The sequence below is a fragment of the Pengzhenrongella frigida genome (assembly GCF_004168625.1).
Classification (GTDB): Bacteria; Actinomycetota; Actinomycetes; order Actinomycetales; family Cellulomonadaceae; genus Pengzhenrongella; species Pengzhenrongella frigida.
The window spans coordinates 1-17,264 of the sequence record NZ_SDWW01000043.1; the positions used below are offsets into that span (position 1 = coordinate 1).

Annotated in this window: 20 protein-coding genes; 6 read left to right on the top strand and 14 right to left on the bottom strand. The window is 73.7% G+C overall.

The features are described from left to right. Together EUA98_RS15450 and EUA98_RS15455 are read right to left on the bottom strand one after the other, a co-directional pair. The coding region (locus EUA98_RS15450; protein ID WP_255424314.1) for a thiamine pyrophosphate-binding protein at positions 1 to 1,115 on the bottom strand (1,115 nt) is incomplete at its 3' end. Continuing rightward, positions 1,112 to 2,065, bottom strand: a complete 954-nt coding sequence (locus EUA98_RS15455; protein WP_434063502.1) for an o-succinylbenzoate synthase — start codon at positions 2,063 to 2,065, stop codon at positions 1,112 to 1,114. The genes EUA98_RS15450 and EUA98_RS15455, both read right to left, overlap by 4 nt. Before the next feature lie 80 nt (positions 2,066 to 2,145). Between EUA98_RS15455 and EUA98_RS15460 the strand changes: the two genes are divergently transcribed. Further along, positions 2,146 to 3,117, top strand: a complete 972-nt coding sequence (locus EUA98_RS15460; RefSeq protein WP_130103593.1) for a 1,4-dihydroxy-2-naphthoyl-CoA synthase — start codon at positions 2,146 to 2,148, stop codon at positions 3,115 to 3,117. A 53-nt stretch (positions 3,118 to 3,170) separates the two neighbouring features. Here EUA98_RS15460 and EUA98_RS15465 read toward each other — a convergent pair whose 3' ends face one another. Beyond that, complete coding sequence (locus EUA98_RS15465; RefSeq protein ID WP_130103594.1) at positions 3,171 to 3,350, bottom strand: hypothetical protein; 180 nt, start codon at positions 3,348 to 3,350, stop codon at positions 3,171 to 3,173. A gap of 139 nt (positions 3,351 to 3,489) precedes the next feature. Continuing rightward, complete coding sequence (locus tag EUA98_RS15470; RefSeq protein WP_242511583.1) at positions 3,490 to 4,569, bottom strand: DUF3048 domain-containing protein; 1,080 nt, start codon at positions 4,567 to 4,569, stop codon at positions 3,490 to 3,492. A 78-nt stretch (positions 4,570 to 4,647) separates the two neighbouring features. Here EUA98_RS15470 and menE point away from each other — a divergent pair, with 78 nt between their 5' ends. Continuing rightward, positions 4,648 to 5,832, top strand: a complete 1,185-nt coding sequence (gene menE, locus EUA98_RS15475; protein ID WP_130103596.1) for an o-succinylbenzoate--CoA ligase — start codon at positions 4,648 to 4,650, stop codon at positions 5,830 to 5,832. 13 nt (positions 5,833 to 5,845) lie between these two features. Beyond that, on the top strand, positions 5,846 to 6,730 hold the full coding sequence (locus tag EUA98_RS15480) for a 1,4-dihydroxy-2-naphthoate polyprenyltransferase (protein ID WP_130103597.1): 885 nt from the start codon (positions 5,846 to 5,848) through the stop codon (positions 6,728 to 6,730). Here the strand turns inward: EUA98_RS15480 and EUA98_RS15485 are convergent. Further along, complete coding sequence (locus EUA98_RS15485; protein WP_130103598.1) at positions 6,727 to 7,098, bottom strand: DUF4229 domain-containing protein; 372 nt, start codon at positions 7,096 to 7,098, stop codon at positions 6,727 to 6,729. The genes EUA98_RS15480 and EUA98_RS15485 overlap by 4 nt on opposite strands. Positions 7,099 to 7,150: 52 nt before the next feature. On the opposite strand from EUA98_RS15485, the gene EUA98_RS15490 reads away from it, so the two are divergent. After that, positions 7,151 to 7,438, top strand: coding sequence for a hypothetical protein (locus tag EUA98_RS15490; protein ID WP_207219111.1), 288 nt, complete (start codon positions 7,151 to 7,153; stop codon positions 7,436 to 7,438). Between the two features lie 61 nt (positions 7,439 to 7,499). Here the strand turns inward: EUA98_RS15490 and ccsB are convergent, their stop codons facing one another. From ccsB to EUA98_RS15520, 6 genes are all read right to left on the bottom strand, one after another. Further along, complete coding sequence (ccsB, locus tag EUA98_RS15495; RefSeq protein ID WP_130103599.1) at positions 7,500 to 8,519, bottom strand: c-type cytochrome biogenesis protein CcsB; 1,020 nt, start codon at positions 8,517 to 8,519, stop codon at positions 7,500 to 7,502. After that, positions 8,516 to 10,321, bottom strand: coding sequence for a cytochrome c biogenesis protein ResB (gene resB, locus EUA98_RS15500; RefSeq protein ID WP_130103600.1), 1,806 nt, complete (start codon positions 10,319 to 10,321; stop codon positions 8,516 to 8,518). The genes ccsB and resB overlap by 4 nt, the downstream gene beginning before the upstream one ends. Next, positions 10,321 to 11,136 carry a cytochrome c biogenesis CcdA family protein gene (locus EUA98_RS15505; RefSeq protein WP_130103601.1) on the bottom strand — a complete coding sequence of 272 codons (816 nt, stop codon included), beginning with the start codon at positions 11,134 to 11,136 and terminating at the stop codon, positions 10,321 to 10,323. The genes resB and EUA98_RS15505 overlap by 1 nt, the downstream gene beginning before the upstream one ends. Next, a complete protein-coding gene (locus EUA98_RS15510) occupies positions 11,133 to 11,702 on the bottom strand; it encodes a TlpA family protein disulfide reductase (protein ID WP_130103622.1) in 570 nt (189 codons plus the stop codon). Before EUA98_RS15510 ends, EUA98_RS15505 begins: the two co-directional genes overlap by 4 nt. A gap of 56 nt (positions 11,703 to 11,758) precedes the next feature. Further along, complete coding sequence (locus EUA98_RS15515) at positions 11,759 to 12,397, bottom strand: histidine phosphatase family protein (protein ID WP_130103602.1); 639 nt, start codon at positions 12,395 to 12,397, stop codon at positions 11,759 to 11,761. Between the two features lie 61 nt (positions 12,398 to 12,458). After that, on the bottom strand, positions 12,459 to 12,923 hold the full coding sequence (locus EUA98_RS15520) for a MarR family winged helix-turn-helix transcriptional regulator (protein WP_130103603.1): 465 nt from the start codon (positions 12,921 to 12,923) through the stop codon (positions 12,459 to 12,461). A 180-nt stretch (positions 12,924 to 13,103) separates the two neighbouring features. Between EUA98_RS15520 and EUA98_RS15525 the strand changes: the two genes are divergently transcribed. After that, entirely contained in the window at positions 13,104 to 13,658 is a 555-nt protein-coding gene (locus EUA98_RS15525) for a YceI family protein (RefSeq protein WP_130103604.1), read from the top strand. An 85-nt stretch (positions 13,659 to 13,743) separates the two neighbouring features. Here EUA98_RS15525 and EUA98_RS15530 read toward each other — a convergent pair whose 3' ends face one another. Both EUA98_RS15530 and EUA98_RS15535 read right to left on the bottom strand, forming a co-directional pair. Beyond that, positions 13,744 to 14,403 (bottom strand): redox-sensing transcriptional repressor Rex, encoded by a 660-nt coding sequence (locus tag EUA98_RS15530; RefSeq protein ID WP_130103605.1) that lies wholly within the window; start codon positions 14,401 to 14,403, stop codon positions 13,744 to 13,746. Further along, positions 14,400 to 14,669 (bottom strand): glutaredoxin family protein, encoded by a 270-nt coding sequence (locus tag EUA98_RS15535; RefSeq protein ID WP_130103606.1) that lies wholly within the window; start codon positions 14,667 to 14,669, stop codon positions 14,400 to 14,402. The genes EUA98_RS15530 and EUA98_RS15535 overlap by 4 nt, the downstream gene beginning before the upstream one ends. A gap of 149 nt (positions 14,670 to 14,818) precedes the next feature. On the opposite strand from EUA98_RS15535, the gene EUA98_RS15540 reads away from it, so the two are divergent. Next, complete coding sequence (locus tag EUA98_RS15540) at positions 14,819 to 15,625, top strand: HAD family hydrolase (protein WP_165372853.1); 807 nt, start codon at positions 14,819 to 14,821, stop codon at positions 15,623 to 15,625. Positions 15,626 to 15,676: 51 nt separating this feature from the next. Here EUA98_RS15540 and arfA read toward each other — a convergent pair whose 3' ends face one another. Beyond that, on the bottom strand, positions 15,677 to 17,182 hold the full coding sequence (gene arfA / locus EUA98_RS15545) for an arabinosylfuranosidase ArfA (RefSeq protein ID WP_130103607.1): 1,506 nt from the start codon (positions 17,180 to 17,182) through the stop codon (positions 15,677 to 15,679). Positions 17,183 to 17,264 lie beyond the last annotated feature (82 nt).

Consider the following 17,264-nt stretch of genomic DNA (forward strand, 5'->3'; position numbering starts at 1 on the left):
GGCACGTCGGCCAGCGCGACGGCCGCGCGCCGGGCGGCATCGGGCCACGGCGCGCCCCGCGGCGCGATGACGAGCACCTCCACGTCCTGACGGGCGAGGAGCACCTGCACCGGCCGCGAGAGCGTCGTGCGGCCGAGCACGACGACGCGCCGGATCGCCCCGCCGAGCTCGGGCCGGCCGAGCAGCAACCGGTACGCCGGGATCGAGCACTCGCCGCCGCGGGCACCGGACGACGGCTCGGCGAGCAACGGCCAGCCGTTCGCCTCCGCGATCGCGCGCGCCACGACGCCGGCGCCGTCCCCCGCCACGACCACCGTCGGTACCTGCGTCGCAGCCTCCCGGACGTCCTCCGCCGCCGGTCCGACGACGGGCTCCGAGCCGAGCGAGCCGCGCCGCACGACCTCGGTCAGACCGGCCGACGACGGCGTCGGCCAGGTCGCGTCGTCGGCGCCGGGGGCGAGGGGCTCCCGGAAGGAGAGGTTGAGGTGCACCGGGCCGGGGTCGCCGGTGCGGGCGCCGAGCGCGGCCGCGACCGCGCGGCTCGTGAGCTGGCGCAGGTCGGCGTGCTCGCCGGGGCGACCGGTCGGGGCCGGGACGTCGGCGGCGAACCGCGTCGCGGTGCCGTACATCCCGACCTGGTCGGTCGTCTGGTTCGCGCCGGTGCCGCGCATCTCGTGCGGGCGGTCCGCCGTGAGCACGAGCAGGGGGACGCCCGCGTGGTCGGCCTCCAGCACAGCCGGGTGCAGGTTCGCGGTCGCGGTGCCGGACGTCGTGATGATCGCGACCGGGCGGGCGACCGGCACGCCGGTGGGGTCAGCAGACATCACCCCTCCGGGGTCACCAGACACCGAGCCGCGCGCCAGCCCCAGCGCGAGGAAGCCGGCCGTGCGCTCGTCGATGCGCACGTGCAGCGCGAGCGCGGGCGCACCGGCGGGCCGCGCACCGTCGGGCAGGGCCGCCTCGGCGAGCGCGTATGCCAGGGGCGCGGACCGCGACCCGGGGGCGAGGACGACGTCGCGCACGCCGAGGGCCGCGAGCGCCTGCAGCAGGACCCGGGCCGCCGCGATCGCCGGAGCGGGCTGCGACGAGGCGGCGGGGGCGGCGGGGGCGGTCATGCGCCCACCGTACTGACCGCCGCGAGCCGCTCCAGCCATCGGCCGTGGACCTCCGCCGGGGCTGCCGTGGCTGCGAGGCGGGCGTCGTCGGGCACGGGTCGGCGCACGGGGATCGAGCCGCCGACCGGGAGCAGCGGATCGGCGACCACGTCTGCGGTGAGCAGCTGCGCGGTGGCGAGCCCGCACGCGTAGGGCAGGTCGGGCAGCGCGGCGGCGAGCGCGATCCCGGCGGCGAGCCCGATCGACGTCTCCAGGGCGGAGGACACCACCACGGGCAGGCCGACCCGTTCGGCGAGCTCGAGGCACGCGCGCACGCCCCCGAGCGGCTGGACCTTGAGCACGACGATGTCGGCGGCCTCGGCGCGGACCACCGCCAGCGGGTCCTCGACGCGCCGGATCGACTCGTCGGCGGCGATGAGCACGTGCGTCGCGCGGCGCACGGCGGCGAGCTCGGCCACCGTCGCGACCGGCTGCTCGGCGTACTCGAGACCCCCCGCCGCGCGGTCCAGCACCCGCAGGCGATCCAGCGCCGTGTCGACGTCCCAGGCGCCGTTCGCGTCTATACGGATCGCGCCGCCCGGACCGAGGGCGTCCCGGACCGCCTCCAGGCGTGCGATCTCCTCGCCGACGTCCTGCCCGGGCTCGGCGACCTTGACCTTGGCGGTGCGGCAGCCCCCCGAGGCGGTGACGATCCGGTGGGCCGTGGCGGCGTCGACCGCGGGCACCGTGACGTTGACCGGGATCTGGGTGCGGACGCCCACGGGCCAGCCGAGGTCGGCGGCCTCGCGTGCCGCCCGCAGCCAGGCGGCGGACTCCGCGGCGTCGTACCCCCAGAACGGGCTGAACTCGCCCCAGCCGGCCGGGCCGCGCAGCAGGACGCCGTCGCGCACGGTGATCCCCCGGAACCGGGTCCACAGCGGAATCGAGTACACGACCACGGAAGAAGGCACCCGCAACCCTAACCACCGGACCCGACGAGCCCGATGGTCCGGGCGGACGCGTGCGCGGCCGGGGTGGTTAGGGTGGCCGCGTGAGCCAGATCCCCCCGCAGGTGTCCGAGACGTTCGACCCGACCCGCTGGCGGGCGATCGAGGGGTTCACCGATCTCACGGACCTCACCTACCACCGCGGTGTCGAGCGCGCGGCCGACGGGACCGAGCGCGACCTGCCGGTCGTGCGGGTCGCGTTCGACCGCCCGGAGGTCCGCAACGCGTTCCGCCCGCACACCGTCGACGAGCTCTACCGGGCGCTGGACCACGCGCGGATGACGTCGAGCGTCGGGACCGTGCTGCTCACCGGCAACGGACCCAGCCCGAAGGACGGCGGCTGGTCGTTCTGCTCCGGCGGGGACCAGCGCGTGCGCGGCCGGGACGGCTACCGCTACACCGCGGGGGTGGACGACGGCGGCTCGCCCGTCGAGGGTGCCGACGCGATCGACCCCGCCCGGGCCGGTCGCCTGCACATCCTCGAGGTGCAGCGCCTGATCCGCACGATGCCCAAGGTCGTGATCGCCGTCGTCGGCGGGTGGGCCGCCGGGGGTGGGCACTCGCTGCACGTCGTGGCGGACCTGACCATAGCGTCCCGCGAGCACGCCCGGTTCATGCAGACCGACGCCAACGTCGGCTCGTTCGACGCCGGCTACGGCTCGGCGTATCTCGCGCGCCAGGTCGGCCAGAAGCGTGCGCGCGAGATCTTCTTCCTCGCCCGCGAGTACTCCGCCGAGCAGGCCGAGCGGTGGGGCGCCGTCAACGAGGTCGTCGACCACGCCGAGCTCGAGAACCTCGCGCTCGATTACGCCCGGATCATCGCGACCAAGTCACCGCAGGCGATCCGGATGCTGAAGTTCTCGTTCAACCTGGCCGACGACGGCCTGGCCGGTCAGCAGGTCTTCGCCGGGGAGGCGACCCGGCTGGCGTACATGACGGACGAGGCGGTCGAGGGCCGCGACGCGTTCCTGCAGCACCGTGACCCGGACTGGTCCGGGTTCCCGTACGCCTTCTGACCGCCCAGCCGCCTCTCGGACCCGCACAACCTGCCCGCACGGACGTGGGCGGGTCAGCGGGTCGTCATGAACAGCACGCCGAGCTCGAACAGGTTGCCGGCGATCAGCGCGCCGCCGAGCAGCACCGCGAGCAGCAGCGCCGTCGCGGCGAGGACGGGCGCGGCGGCCCGCAACCGATCGTGGTGCTCGGGCGTGTGCGGCTCGGGCGGGCGGGGAGACGTGATGGTGGCCATGGCTCAAGCCTGTCGGTCCGCCCCGCGCAGCGGATCGCCCCGGGGAGCGATCCGCCAGCACGCCGCCTCCCCCGGAAGAGCGACGTGAGGTCATCCCGTGGTGTGACGGCGGAACCAGAACTACCTTGTGGCGGCTCGATCAGCCGACGGTGACGGAACCCGACGTCGGGACGAGCTCGACCCAGGTCTTCCCCGGCGCGAGCTTGACGACCTGGCCGTCGGCCGTGGTGAGCACGACCGGCGTCTCGGTCGCGGTCTTGGTCCAGGTGACGGCGATCGTCTTGCCGCCGGTGGCCACGACGGCCGCGCCGGAGCCGACCATCTGGGTCTCCGGCACCACGCTGCCGGCCGGGTCACGCGTGCCCGAGTCGACGAGCACGACGCTCATGGTCACCACGTTGGTGCCGGCGAGCCGGGCCCCGGACGAGGCCGTCGCCGGCTCGCCCGCCTCGCTGCGCTGCCACGTTCCACTGGCGGCGTCCCAGGTGAAGCTGGGGTGCGAGTAGCCGGACATCGTGACGGACACCGAGGTCGCCGGGGTGCCGCTCACCGCAGCGGTGGCCTGCTCGGCGCTGCGCGCGAACGCGAACTGCTCGGGCGGGCTCGCCTGGTGGTCGGCGTCGGCCTGCGACCAGAACGTCGAGGGCGTGCCGTACACGTTGTGCGGCGCCGACCGGATCTTGGTCCGGTAGAAGCCGTCGCTGCCCATGTCGTTGCTGAGCACCTGGGCACCGCTCGCCTTGAGCGCGTTGACGAAGCCCGCCTGACCACCCGAGAACGCGATGATGCCGTGCATCGGCGCCACGATCGCCGGGTCCATCGGTCGCACGGACCGGATCGGGCCGACCTCGCCGGGAACCTGGGAGTGGAACACCGCGACGAGGCGGGTGACGCCCCCCTCGACGACCTGCTCCCACACGATGTCGGCCTCGTCCAGTCCCGTCTGCGGCCGGACCTCCTTCGGGTTCTCGATCTTCACCGCGAGCGCCGCGCGCGTCACGACGTCGCCCGCGACGCCCGTGAGCGGCCAGGTCGACGGGACGACCGGCGCCGGCGGGGCGGCCTTGTCGGCCGCGATGTCGGCCGCCTGCGTGCTCGGCGCCGGCTCGTCGGGAGTCTGCCCGCCACCTCCACAACCGGCAGTCGCGAAGAGTGCACTCAGGGCGCCGAGCGCCAGCAGGGCACGACGACGATCGGGGCGGGCGGTGATGAGGGGCACGGAAGAACTCCTTTTCGCACCGGCGCTCGCGGCCGGCGATTCGCCGGACATTCTACGACCTGCACCTACGCTGAACCGGTGAGTCGACAGCTGCGCACCCTGCCGGTCGACGCCGGCCACCTCGACGAGCTGCTGAAAGCACTGCGCGCCGCGCTCGACGGAAGCGGCCCGGCCGTGCGGGCCTCCTCGGGCGGGACCGCGAGCCCCACGCCGCCCGGCCGGTCCGCTGCTTCGGATCGGGCCCCGGACCCGATCGTGCCCGACGACGTCGCCCTGGTCGTCGACACCTCGGGCTCGACGGGGGCGCCCCGCTCCGTGCTGCTCTCGTCGACCGCGTTGCGTGCCTCCGCGGCGGCGACCGACGACCGCCTCGGCGGCCCGGCCCAGTGGCTCCTCACCCTCCCGGCGACCCACGTCGCGGGCCTGCAGGTCCTGGTCCGTTCGATCCTCGCCGGGACGGACCCGGTCGTGTCGGCGCCGGGCGGCTTTCACCCCGAGGACTTCGCCGCCGACGTCGCGCGCCTCACCGGGCCGCGCCGGTACGTCTCGCTCGTACCCACCCAGCTGCACCGCCTCCTCGCTGACGGCGGCGCCGGCCTGGCCGCGCTGACCACGTTCGACGCGGTGCTGCTCGGCGGGGCGGCCACGAGCGCGGACCTGCTCGCCCGGGCGCGCGCCGCGGGCGTGCGGGTCACCACGACGTACGGCATGTCCGAGACCTGCGGCGGGTGCGTGTACGACGGCGAACCCCTCGACGGGGTGCAGGTCCGCCTGGACGACGACGGCCGCATCCAGCTCGCCGGACCGGTGCTCGCCACGGGCTACCTCGGCCGCCCCGACCTCGACACCGCGGCGTTCGTCGTCGACGGCGGCGTCCGCTGGCTGCGCACGAGCGACCTCGGCCAGGTCGCGGGGGGTCGGCTCACCGTCCTGGGCCGGCTCGACGACATGATCGTGACCGGCGGCGTGAAGGTCCCCCCGACCGCCGTCGAGCGGCTGGTGGCCGAGCTGCCCGGGATCGGCGAGGTGTGCGTCGTCGGCGTGCCCGACGTCGAATGGGGTCAGGCCGTGGCCGCGGTGATCGTGCTGACCAGCGGCGCGATGGCCCCGACCCTCGATTCCCTGCGTGCGCACGTCGCGCGTAACCTGGGGTCTCCGGCCGCACCGCGGCACCTGGTCGTCCTCGATCGGCTGCCCACCCGAGGGCCGGGCAAGACTGATCGCCGCGCCGTGGCCGTCCTCGCGGCCGCGCGGCTCACCTGAACAGGAGCACCTGATGGCCACCCTCGCCGAGTGGACCGCTGGCGCGCGCCTTCGAACCCTGCCGGCCGCCGCGGCACCCGTCCTGGTCGGCACGGGCGCGGCGATCCAGGCAGCGGGCTGGGACGAGCCCGGCCGCCAGACCCTGCTGGCGCTGCTCGCGCTCGGCGTCGCTCTGGCGCTGCAGGTCGGCGTGAACTACGCGAACGACTACTCCGACGGCGTGCGCGGCACGGACCTCGATCGCGTCGGGCCGCTCCGGCTCACGGCGGCCGGCCTGGCCGCCCCGACGCACGTGAAGTACGCGGCGTTCGCGTCGTTCGCGCTGGGGGCGGTGTTCGGCCTGGCGCTCGTGGTGCTGACCGGGTACGTCTGGCTGCTCGCCGTGGGCGTGGTCGCGATCGCGGCCGCCTGGTTCTACACCGGCGGATCCCACCCGTACGGCTACCGCGGTCTCGGCGAGGTCGGCGTGTTCGTGTTCTTCGGCCTGGTCGCGGTGCTCGGCTCGACGTTCATCCAGATCGGTCGGTTCACCTGGCCCGCGGTGGCGGGCGCCGTCGGCGTCGGGTTGCTGGCGTGCGCGCTGCTCATGGTCAACAACCTGCGCGACATCCCGACGGACGCGCTGGTCGGCAAGCTCACGCTCGCCGTGCGGATCGGGGACCGGCGCGCGCGGCGGGTCTACGTCGCGATGGTCGCGCTCCCGATCCTGCTGGGGGTGGCGTGCGCGTTCGCGGCACCCTGGTCCCTGCTCGTGCTCCTGCTCGCGCTGCCCGTCACCGTGCTGAGCGTCACGGTGCTGCTCGGCGCACGCGGGATCGCCCTGGTCCCGGTGCTCGCCGGCACCGGCCTGGTCGAGCTCGGATACGGGCTGCTGCTCGGTCTGGGGCTCTCGCTCTAGCGCCCACCGGCAGAGTCGTTCTCGGCAGCGTCGTTCTTGGCAGCGTCGTTCTTGGCAGCGTCGTTCTTGGCAGCGTTGTTCTCAGTGGCGTGGTTCTCGGCAGCGTCGACGACGGCGTCTTCGTGGGCGGCATCCGCCTGCGCCGACCGCGGGAGCTGGGGGCCGGAGGCCGCGCGGCGGGCGGCCCGCTCGGCCAGGACGACTGCGGCGGCGTCCCGCGGACCGGCCAGGACCACGTACGACACGCCCCATGCGGCGAACGCGGCGACGACGACGAGCAGCCAGCCACCGAGGCCCGCCCAGTACAGGACCCCCAGGCACGCGCCGAAGAGCCCAAGACGCAGGACGGAGTAGGTCACGATCGGCACATCGCCCAGGGTAGGCCGCTGCGCACCGGCGAGAGCCACTTACTCTGGAGGTATGCGCAATCTTCTTTTCCTGCTCCTGCTCGGACTGGTCGTGTACGCGGTGATCACCCTCGTGCTGCGGGTCCGGTCCGGTCCGGTCGGGCCGTCCGGTCCCGCGGGGCCCCCGCGGAGCGGCGGCTGGCGTCCGAAGCGTCCGTCCGGTCCGGTCGCGCCCGACGACGACCCCGAGTTCCTCTGGCTGCTCGAGCAGCAGCAGCGCCAGGCTGACCGCGACGCCATGAAGGACCAGAAGGACGACGACGGCTCGGACCACCCGGACCCGCGAGACACGACCGCCTGATCCCGCTGCCCTGATCCCGCTGAAGCGGGGGGCTCCAACGCAGCGGGGGCTCGGCGGGGGGCTACAGGCCCGAGTACGTGTGCTTGCCGGCGAAGAAGAGGTTCACGAGCGTGAAGTTGGCAATCACGCACGAGTAGCCCACCAGGACGAACCAGGCCGCACGCCGACCGGCCCAGCCGCGGGTGGTGCGCGCGTGCAGGTACGCCGCGTAGACGACCCAGATCACGAAGCTCCAGACCTCCTTGGGATCCCAGCCCCAGTACCGGCCCCAGGCGTGCTCGGCCCAGATCGCGCCGGCGATGACGGTGAACGTCCACAGCACGAAGCCCACCGCGTTGAGGCGGAACGAGAGCGCCTCGAGCTCGCCGGGCCCCGGAACGGTGTCGAGCCATCGCCAGACCGGCCGGGACAGGGCCGCGGATCCGCGTTCGCGCGAGCTTCGCAGCAGCTGCAGGACGCTCGCGGCGAAAGCGACGGTGAACACCCCCGCCGCGGTGATCGCGACGCCGACGTGGATGACGAGCCAGTAGCTGTCGAGCGCCGGCTGCACGCCGTCGGCCTGGACGTAGAAGACCAGCAGGGCGACCGCGAGCGCGAGGACGGTGAGCCCGGTGACCGCGACCCCGAGGAACGGCAGGTCGCGCTTGCGCAGGACCAGCAGCAGGACCGCCACCGCGACCATCGTGCCGACCAGGGCGAACTCGTACATGTTGGCCCACGGTGTGCGGCCCGCGGCGATCCCGCGCAGGACCACCGCCGCGACCTGGAGCAGGAGTCCGAGAATCGTCGTCGAACGAGCGATCCCGCGCGCCTTGGAGCTGCGGTCGGCGGCGGGGCGCACGGGGGCCAGGGTGGCCGTGGCACCCGCGCGGGCGCTCCCCCGACCGCCCGCGACGGCACCTCCGGCGGCGGTGACGGCACCGCCGACGGCGACCGCCTGCCGCGCGGCGCGTGCCGCGCTGCCCGCCCGCTCGGTCAGCCGGGCCAGGTCCAGGGTGTAGGCGATCAGCGCGACGGTGTACGCCGTCGCGGCGCCCCACACGAGCGTCGTGCTCAGGTCGCCCAGCTCTGCCACGTTCATCGATTCGCCTCCGGTGCGGTCACTGCGTCGCCTGCGGTCACTGCGTCGTCCTGCTGGTCGCCATCGTCCTGCTGGTCGCCCTCGTGGCGGTCGCCCTCGTGGCGGTCGTCCTCGAGAACATCATCCGTCGGCGTCGTCGGCGACTCATCATCCGCGACGTCGTCGGGCCCCGCATCCGCGGCGACCACGCCCGCAGCGTCCAGCGCCGCCAGGAGCCGGTCCAGCTCACCCTGCAGGCCGAGGTCGTCCCCGCGGGCGAGCGCGGCCGTGGTGACCACCGTGCGGGCCCCCGTCGCCGGCACGGCACGCACCCAGACCCGGCGCCGCGGCGTGAACAGCGACGTCGCGAGGCCCGCGAGGGCCGCGAGCGCGAACGCCAGGACGAACCCGAGCGACGGGTCGTGCCGCAGGTCGAGCGCCACGAACCGGGGCAGGTCGTCGAAGGTGATGCTCCCGAGCCCGTCCGGGAGGTCGACCGTCTCCCCCGGGCGCACGTACAGCGTCACGGGTGCCCCGGCCGCATCGACGGTCTGCGTCAGGCCCGTCTCGTCGAGCCGGTAGACGTTCTGCGGGATCCCGTCGTCGAGCCCGAGATCGCCGGTCCACACCGACAGCACCAGCAGGGGGGCGTTCGGCTGGGGGTTGACCGAGCGCCAGAGCCCCGGCGCCGTCTCCAGCGCCGTCGGCAGCAGGAACCCGACCATGCCGATCTGGTCACCCGCCGAGACGTCCGGCACCTTGATGACGCCACGCGAGGTGTAGACGTCGTCGGACGCCACGAACGGCACGGGGCCGGCGAAGGCGACCTCGCCCGCCGCGTCCCGCACGGTCACGTCGGGCGCGTACCCGTTGCCCTGCAGGTAGATCTTCGCTCCGCCGGCGTCGAGCGGGTGGTTCACGCGGATGGACTCGGCCCGCTCGCTGCCGTCGGGCGAGCGGACGGTCACGTCGGCGCGGAAGTAGCGGGCGGCGAGCGTCTCGGGGTCGAACCTGGCGGTGAACTCGTCGAGGGTGAGCGAGAACGGCACCAGGCTCGACGGATCGAAGCCTGTACCGCTCTCGAACGTGTCGTAGTCGACGACGGCGTTGGCGAAGCCGCGACCCTGGACCACGATCGCCTGGCCGCGGTAGTGCAGGAACTGGCCCGTGCCGACCGCGACGATCAGGCCGAGCAGGGCGAGGTGGAAGACCAGGTTGCCGGTCTCACGCACGTACCCGCGCTCGGCCGAGACCGCCCACGTGCTCGGACCGGCCGTCGTCGGCTCCTCGCGCACGTCGACCCGGAACCGGGGCAGCCAGCGCGACCGGCCGCGCAGCGCCACCGCGGCGGCCTCGGCGACCGCGTGCGCCGTCGTGGTGGTGGTGGTGAAGCCTGCGGAGGTCCCGAACCGGTCGAAGCGACGCGGCACCCGCGGCGGGCGCGAGCGCACCGCGGCCAGGTGGGCCCGCGTGCGCGGCAGGATGCAGCCGATCAGCGACAGGAACAGCATCAGGTAGATCGCGGAGAACCACGCGGAGGCGTACACGTCGAACGCGCCGACGCGGTCGAGCCAGGCCCCCGATCCGGGGTGGTCCACGAGGTACTCGGCCACCTTGGCCGGGTCCACCGGCCGCTGCGGGAACACCGATCCGGGCACCGCCGCCACCGCGAGCAGCATCAGCAGCATGAGCGCGACGCGCATGGACGTGAGCTGGCGCCACACCCAGCGGACCGTCCCGCGGGCCCCGAGATGCGGCAGGGTCGGCTCGGCGCCGTCGTTCGCGAACGAGTCGTCGATGCCCTCGGGGCGGTAGCTGCTCATCAGACCACCGGTTCGAAGCTGTTGACGAGCCCCTGCAGCGACTGCGTCCATGTGCCCCACAGGCCCGTCACGAGCGCGAGACCGATGACGATGAGCATCGCGCCCCCGAGTCGCATGACCGCGAGCCGGTGCCGGCGCACGAAGCCGAGCGCCCGGGCGCTGCGCTGGTAGCCGAGCGCGATGAGCAGGAACGGCAGACCCAGCCCGATGCAGTATGCGATCGACAGCGAGGCGCCCCGCCCGGCCGAGCCGCCGTCGAGCGAGAGCGCGATCACCGCCGCGAGCGTCGGGCCGATGCACGGTGCCCAGCCGAGGCCGAACACGATGCCGAGCACCGGCGCGCCCCACAGCCCGGCCGTCGGGCTCACCCGCACGCGCCGATCCTGCTGCAGGAACGGGATGAAGCCGAGGAACGCGACGCCCATGAGGATCACGACGACGCCGAGGATCCGGCTGATCGGGTCCTGCAGGCGCCCGAGCTCTGCGCCGATCGACCCGGCGAGCGTGCCGAGCGCGACGAAGACGAGGGTGAACCCGGCGATGAACAGCCCGACCCCGAGCAGGAGTCGGCCGCGGCCCGCTCCCGCCGGATCCCGCCGCCCGGTGGTGGTCCCCGACGGCCCGATCGCGGCGCCGGTCATCCCCCCGAGGTAGCCGAGGTATCCGGGCACCAGCGGAAGCACGCACGGTGAGGCGAACGACACCAGCCCGGCGATCAGCGCCACGGGGATGGCCAGCAGCATCGAGCCGGAGAACGCGGCCGTCCCGAACGCGTTCCCGAGGTCGCCCCAGGCATCCGCCGCGAGGCCGATCATGCGGTGCCCGCGGCGGCGGGCTCGGCGAGCACGTCGTCGACCAGCGCGCTCAGCGTGGAGGCGTCCGCGAGGCCGAGGATGCGGGCGGCCACCCGGCCCTCGCGGTCGAGGACCACGGTCGTGGGCACGGCCTGCACCGGGACGGCACCCTGCAGGGCCGCGATCGCGGAACCGTCCGAGTCCGCGATCGACGGGTAGGTCACGGCAAAGGTGCGCTCGAAGGCCTGCGCCGCGCCGGCGGCGTCGGTGCCGTTGATCCCGAGCAGCTGCACGCCGTCGGCGGCGTACTCGGCCGCGAGCGCCACCAGGTCGGGCGCCTCCTTGCGGCAGGGCGGGCACGCGGCGTACCAGGTGTTGAGCACGACGACGTCGCCGCGCCAGTCGGCGACATCGACCGCGCCGCCGGCGAAGTCGGTCCCGCTCAGCGCGACGGGCTCGCCGCGGTCCGCGGGCGCCCAGGCCTTGGTGCTGCCGTCACCCGACTGGTACCCCTGGTCGACGACGCCGGTCGGGCTGTCGGAGGGCGTCGGGCCGCCGGTGCAGCCCGCCAGGAGGGCGACCGTCATCGCCGCGACGGCCAAGACGCGCCGGGGCACCGCATGCACGCGCTGGGGCACCGCGGTCACGCTCCGGCCACTGCGGAGGCTCCCGGCAGCAGGTCGAACGCGGGTTCGCTGTAGTCGATCCGGACCAGGCGATCGTCCGAGAACACGAGCGAGGTCAGCGAGGCCAGCGAGCACTCCCGGTGGCGCGGGTCGTGCCACAGCCGGCGGTCCGAGAGCGCCAGCCGGGTGACCCAGATCGGGAGCTGGTGGCTCACGAGCAGGGCCTCGTGGCCGCTGGCCATCAGGCGCGCGGCGTCGACGGCGGCGATCACCCGGTCGGCCTGCTCCCGGTAGGGCTCGCCCCACGAGGGCCGGAACGGGTTGCGCAGCAGGGGCCACAGCCGCGGGTGCTTGAGCGAGCCGTCGCCGACCCCGAAGGTCAGGCCCTCGAACCGGTTCTCGGCCTCGAGCAGGCGCGCGTCGGACGTGATCTCGAGCCCGAGCGCCGTCGCGATCGGCGCCGCGGTCTCCTGCGCACGCTGCAGGGGCGAGGCGACCACGACCGTGATGTCGCGGTCGACGACGTGGCTCGCGATCCGGTCGGCCATCTGGCGGCCACGCTCCGAGAGCCCGAATCCGGGCAGTCGGCCGTAGAGCACGCCGGTGGGGTTGTGGACCTCGCCGTGGCGAAGAAGATGCAGGGTGGTCGCGACCATGCGCACAGTGTCGCAAACTGCGCTGGATGCTCCGGCCGGTTGGACGTGTGACATCGAACCGTCAGGCTTCGCCGAGCCGTCGGTGCACCGCCGCGAGCGCCTCCCCGAGCGCCCGGAGCTGCTCCTCGCTGAGCGCGTCCACCAGGTGGGTGCGCACCGCCTCGACGTGCCCGGGGGCGGCCGCCTCGAGCCGCGCGAACCCGAGGGCGGTCATCGAACAGTTCACCCCGCGTCCGTCGACCGCACAGGCACGTCGCTCGACGAAGCCGCGGGTCTCCATCCGGCGGATCGTGTGCGTGATCCGGCTGCGGGAGTGCGCGAGGGAGTCCGCCAGCAACGACATGCGCAGCGTGCGTTCGGGCGCCTCAGACAGTCGCACGAGGACCTCGTACTCGCTCAGCGAGAGGTCGGCGTCCTGCTCGAGCTGCCGCCCGAGCACCTCGGTGAGCCGTGCGCTGCCGTCGAGGAACGACCGCCAGTGGCGCTGTTGCTCTTCGGTCAGCCAGCGGACGGGGGGGGTGTCCATCGCGGGGACCTGCTCTCTGGTTCTCGTGGGCCCCGAAAAGACCGGCGGCTCCGGGACGGGTTTGCGTTCTGCGCCGCACTCTAGTAGAAACATCAACTACCGGGTAGTTGCGAGTTCAAGCATCGGCTCGGACAGCCCCACCGACCAGCCGTCACACGAACCGCACCCAAGGAGATCCACATGTCCGTCACCACGCTCCCCACCGAACTCACCGCCGGCGCCTGGGTTGCCGACGTCTCGCACAGCGAGGCCGGCTTCACGGTCCGCCACGCGGGCATCTCGAAGGTCCGCGGCTTCGTCGCGATCACCGAGGCCACCATCACCATCGGCGCGGACCTGAGCGCGTCTGCCGTCACCGCCACGCTCGACGCCTCGACGATCGACACCCGGGACGAGAACCGCGACGGGCACCTCAAGGGCGCCGACTTCTTCGACGTCGAGAACTTCCCGACCTGGACCTTCGTGTCCACGTCCGTCACCGGTTCCGGTGCCGAGGCCGTCGTCGCCGGCGACCTGACGATCCACGGCGTGACCCGCCCGGTCACCCTCGCCACCGAGTTCACCGGCACGGCCGTCGACCCGTGGGGCAACCTCCGCGCCGGCTTCTCCGCCAGCACCGAGATCTCCCGCAAGGACTTCGGCCTGACCTGGAACGCGGCCCTCGAGGCCGGCGGCGTCCTGGTCGGCGACAAGGTCAAGATCGCCCTCGACCTCTCGGCCATCAAGCAGGCCTGACCACCTCGGTCAGTCGCAGCTCGGCACCACCAGTGGGGCGTCCCGGTAGCGGGGCGCCCCACTGCTGTCGGTCGGCCCGCGGGCCTCAGCCGCTGAGGTCGGATCGGCGCCGGTCGTGGAACGCCAGGATCTGCAGCTCGGAACCGAGGTCGACGACCCGCAGGTCGACCGCCGGCGGCACCCGCAGCGCGCGCGGCGCGAAGTTCAGCACGCCGGTCACCCCGGCGGCGACGACGACGTCGCACACCTCCTGCGCCACCGCCTGCGGGGTGGCGATCACCGCGATGGTCGCCCCGTTCTCCTTGACCACCTGCGCGAGCCGCTCGAACGGCTGGACCTCCAGCCCCGCCACGGTCGTCGCGACCACGCGCGGATCAGCGTCCACCAGGCCGACGACCACGAAATCCGTCCCCGCGAAGCCCGAGTAGCTGGCCAGCGCGTGCCCCAGGTGCCCGACGCCGACGATCACCACCCGCCGCTGACACGTCAGCCCCAGCGCTCCCGTGAGCTGCTGCCGAAGGCTCGCGACGTCATAGCCCACCCCGGGGGTGCCGTGGGCCGGGAGGTAGGACAGGTCCTTGCGCAGCTGGGCCGAGCCGACCCCCGCCGCCGCCGCCAGCGTGCGCGACGACGTCACGGCCACTCCTTGGTCGGCGAGCGCCGCGAGCGCCCGCAGGTACACCGGCAGCCGTCCGACCGTGGCGCGCGGGACCCGGCGCGGCCCGCCCGGGACCACGACGCTCATCTGGGCTCCCGCAACGCCTTCGCCAGCCGTTGCGCGTCGATGCGCCAGAACCCGCGCGTGACGCCGTCGACGACCACGACCGGGACCTCCTCGCCGTACGCCCGCTGGAGGGCGCCGCCGTCGTCGGCCGCCGCGGCGTCGACGTCGATCTCGACCCACGGGGTGCCGGCCGCCGCCGCCGCCGTGGACACGACCTCGCGCGCGGCCTCGCACAGGTGGCACCCGGCGCGAACGTAGAGCACCACCCGCACCACACCATCGCCCATGACGCAACCTTAGGCGTCGTCGTTAGAGTGGTCAGGTGCCCGAGCTCTCGAACGCCGAACCCGGCACGCCCGTCTCCGGCCCCGACGCCGTGCCGGTCGCTGTCACGGACCCCGCCCACGACCCGCTCACACCGGTCGGTGCGATCGCCGTGGGTGCGACCGCCGTCGGGCCTGCCGCGGCCGGAGCCCGCACCGCAGCGGCGTTCTTCGACGTGGACAACACGATCATCCGCGGCGCGAGCGCGTTCCACCTCGCCGTCGGGCTGCACCGGCGCGGGTTCTTCCGGTACCGGGACATCGTGCGCGCCTCCCTGCACAACGCGCGCTACCAGCTGCTGGGCGAGGACCGCGGGCAGATCGACGAGGTCCGGTCCCGGGCGCTGAGCATCATGACCGGGCACTCCGTCGCGGAGGTCGTGGCGATCGGCGAGGAGGTCTACGACCAGGTCCTCGAGCTCCGGATCTTCCCCGGCACCCTCCAGCTGCTCGACGACCACCTCGCGGCCGGCCGGCAGGTCTGGCTCGTCACCGCGACCCCCGTCGAGATCGGCAACCTGATCGCCCGGCGCCTGGGCGCCACCGGCTGCCTGGGCACCGTGGCCGAGCACAAGGACGGCTTCTACACCGGTCGGCTCGTGGGCGACATGCTGCACGGTGAGGCGAAGGCGAGCGCCGTCCGCACGCTGGCCGAGCGCGAGGGCCTCGACCTGGCGCAGTCCTACGCCTACGGCGACTCGATCAACGACCTGCCGATCCTGTCGACGGTCGGCAACCCGTGCGCCATCAACCCCGACGGGCGTCTGCGCCGGCACGCCCTGGGCGCGGGTTGGCCCATCCGCGAGTTCCGCGGTCGACGTCGGGCCGCCAAGCGTGGCATCAAGACGGCCAGCTGGGCCGGCCTGGCCTGGGCCGCGGGCCTGGTGCTGCGCTCGATCCGCCGCTCCCTGCGCGGCTGACTCCCCCGCCGGGTGCCCCGGCCGTGGCGGGGGCACCCGGGCGAGCCGGGTTCAGGGGGCCAGGCGGGCCATCGTCCAGCTCACCGGGGGGAGGGTGATGCGGAGCGTGTCCCCCTCGCGCTTGGTGTCCGGGTTCTCGATCGGGACCAGGGAGCCGTCGTCGTCGATCGTGGCCCGGGCGTGGGGGTCCGGGTTCGCGAGCGTCACGCACTCGACGAGCTCGATCGCCCCGAACGCCCGCAGGTCGATCTCCAGGTCGAGCGGCTCGGTGACCGAGCGGTTGACCGCGAACACCGCGACCGCCCCGGTCTCGGCGTCCCGGGTGGCGACCGCGTCGACCAGCGGGGTGTCCCCGAACTTGGCGGTCGGGGCGACCGGCGAGGTGAGCTCCACGCGGAGCACGTCCCCCACCGCGTAGCGGGAGGTGAGCGCGAACGGGTGGAACGTCGTCTGCTTCCAGATCCGCCCGCCCGGCTCGGTCATGATCGGCGCGATCACGTTCACCAGCTGCGCCAGGCTCGCCGAGCGGACCCGGTCGGAGTGCCGGAGCAGCGAGATCAGCAGGTTCCCGACCACGACGGCGTCGGCCACGTTGTAGTGGTCCTCGAGCAGCACCGGCGCGATCGGCCAGGTGTCCGTCGGCGGCTTGGACGCCGTGGCGTGCAGGTACCAGACGTTCCACTCGTCGAACGAGATGTGGATGCGCTTGGTGAGCTTCTTGGCTGCGCGCACCGCGTCGGCCGTCGCGACGACGTCCTCGATGAAGCGGTCCATGTCGATCGCGGAGCCGAGGAAGCTCGCCAGGTCCCCGTCCTCCTCGAAGTAGTAGGCGTGCGCCGACACGTAGTCGACCTGCTCGTAGGCCTCCGCGAGCACCGTGGCCTCCCACGTGCCGAACGTGGGCATCGCCGAGCTCGAGCTGCCGCACGCCACCAGCTCGAGGTCGGGGTCGACCATCCGCATCGCCCGCGCCGTCTCCGCCGCGAGCCGGCCGTACTCGTGCGCCGTCTTGTGGCCGGTCTGCCACGGACCGTCCATCTCGTTGCCCAGGCACCACATCCGCACGTTGTGCGGCCGCTCGGTCCCGTTCGCCCGCCGGAGATCGGAGAAGTGCGTGCCCGACTCGATGTTGCAGTACTCGAGCAGGTCGAGCGCCTCCTGCACCCCACGGGTGCCGAGGTTGACCGCCATCATCGGCTCGACGCCCGCCGTGCGCGCCCACCGCATGAACTCGTCCACCCCGACGGTGTTCGGCTCCGTGCTGTGCCAGGCGAGGTCGAGCCGCGCGGGGCGCTCGTCCACCGGACCGATGCCGTCCTCCCACCGGTACCCCGAGACGAAGTTCCCGCCGGGGTACCGCACCGTCGACACACCGAGCTCACGCGTGAGGTCGACGACGTCGGCGCGGAATCCGTCGGCGTCGGCGGTCGGGTGCGCCGGGTCGTGGATGCCGGTGTAGACGCAGCGACCCAGGTGCTCGAGGAACGAGCCGAAGGTCCGGCGGCGGACCGGGGAGACGGTGAACGCCGGGTCGAGGGTGAGTGAAGCCGTGAGCATGGGGGTGTCCTCCAACAGGGACGCGTGACGAGTTCAGACGTTCAGACGTTCAGACGTTCGGACGAGCGGGTGGCGCGGGTCG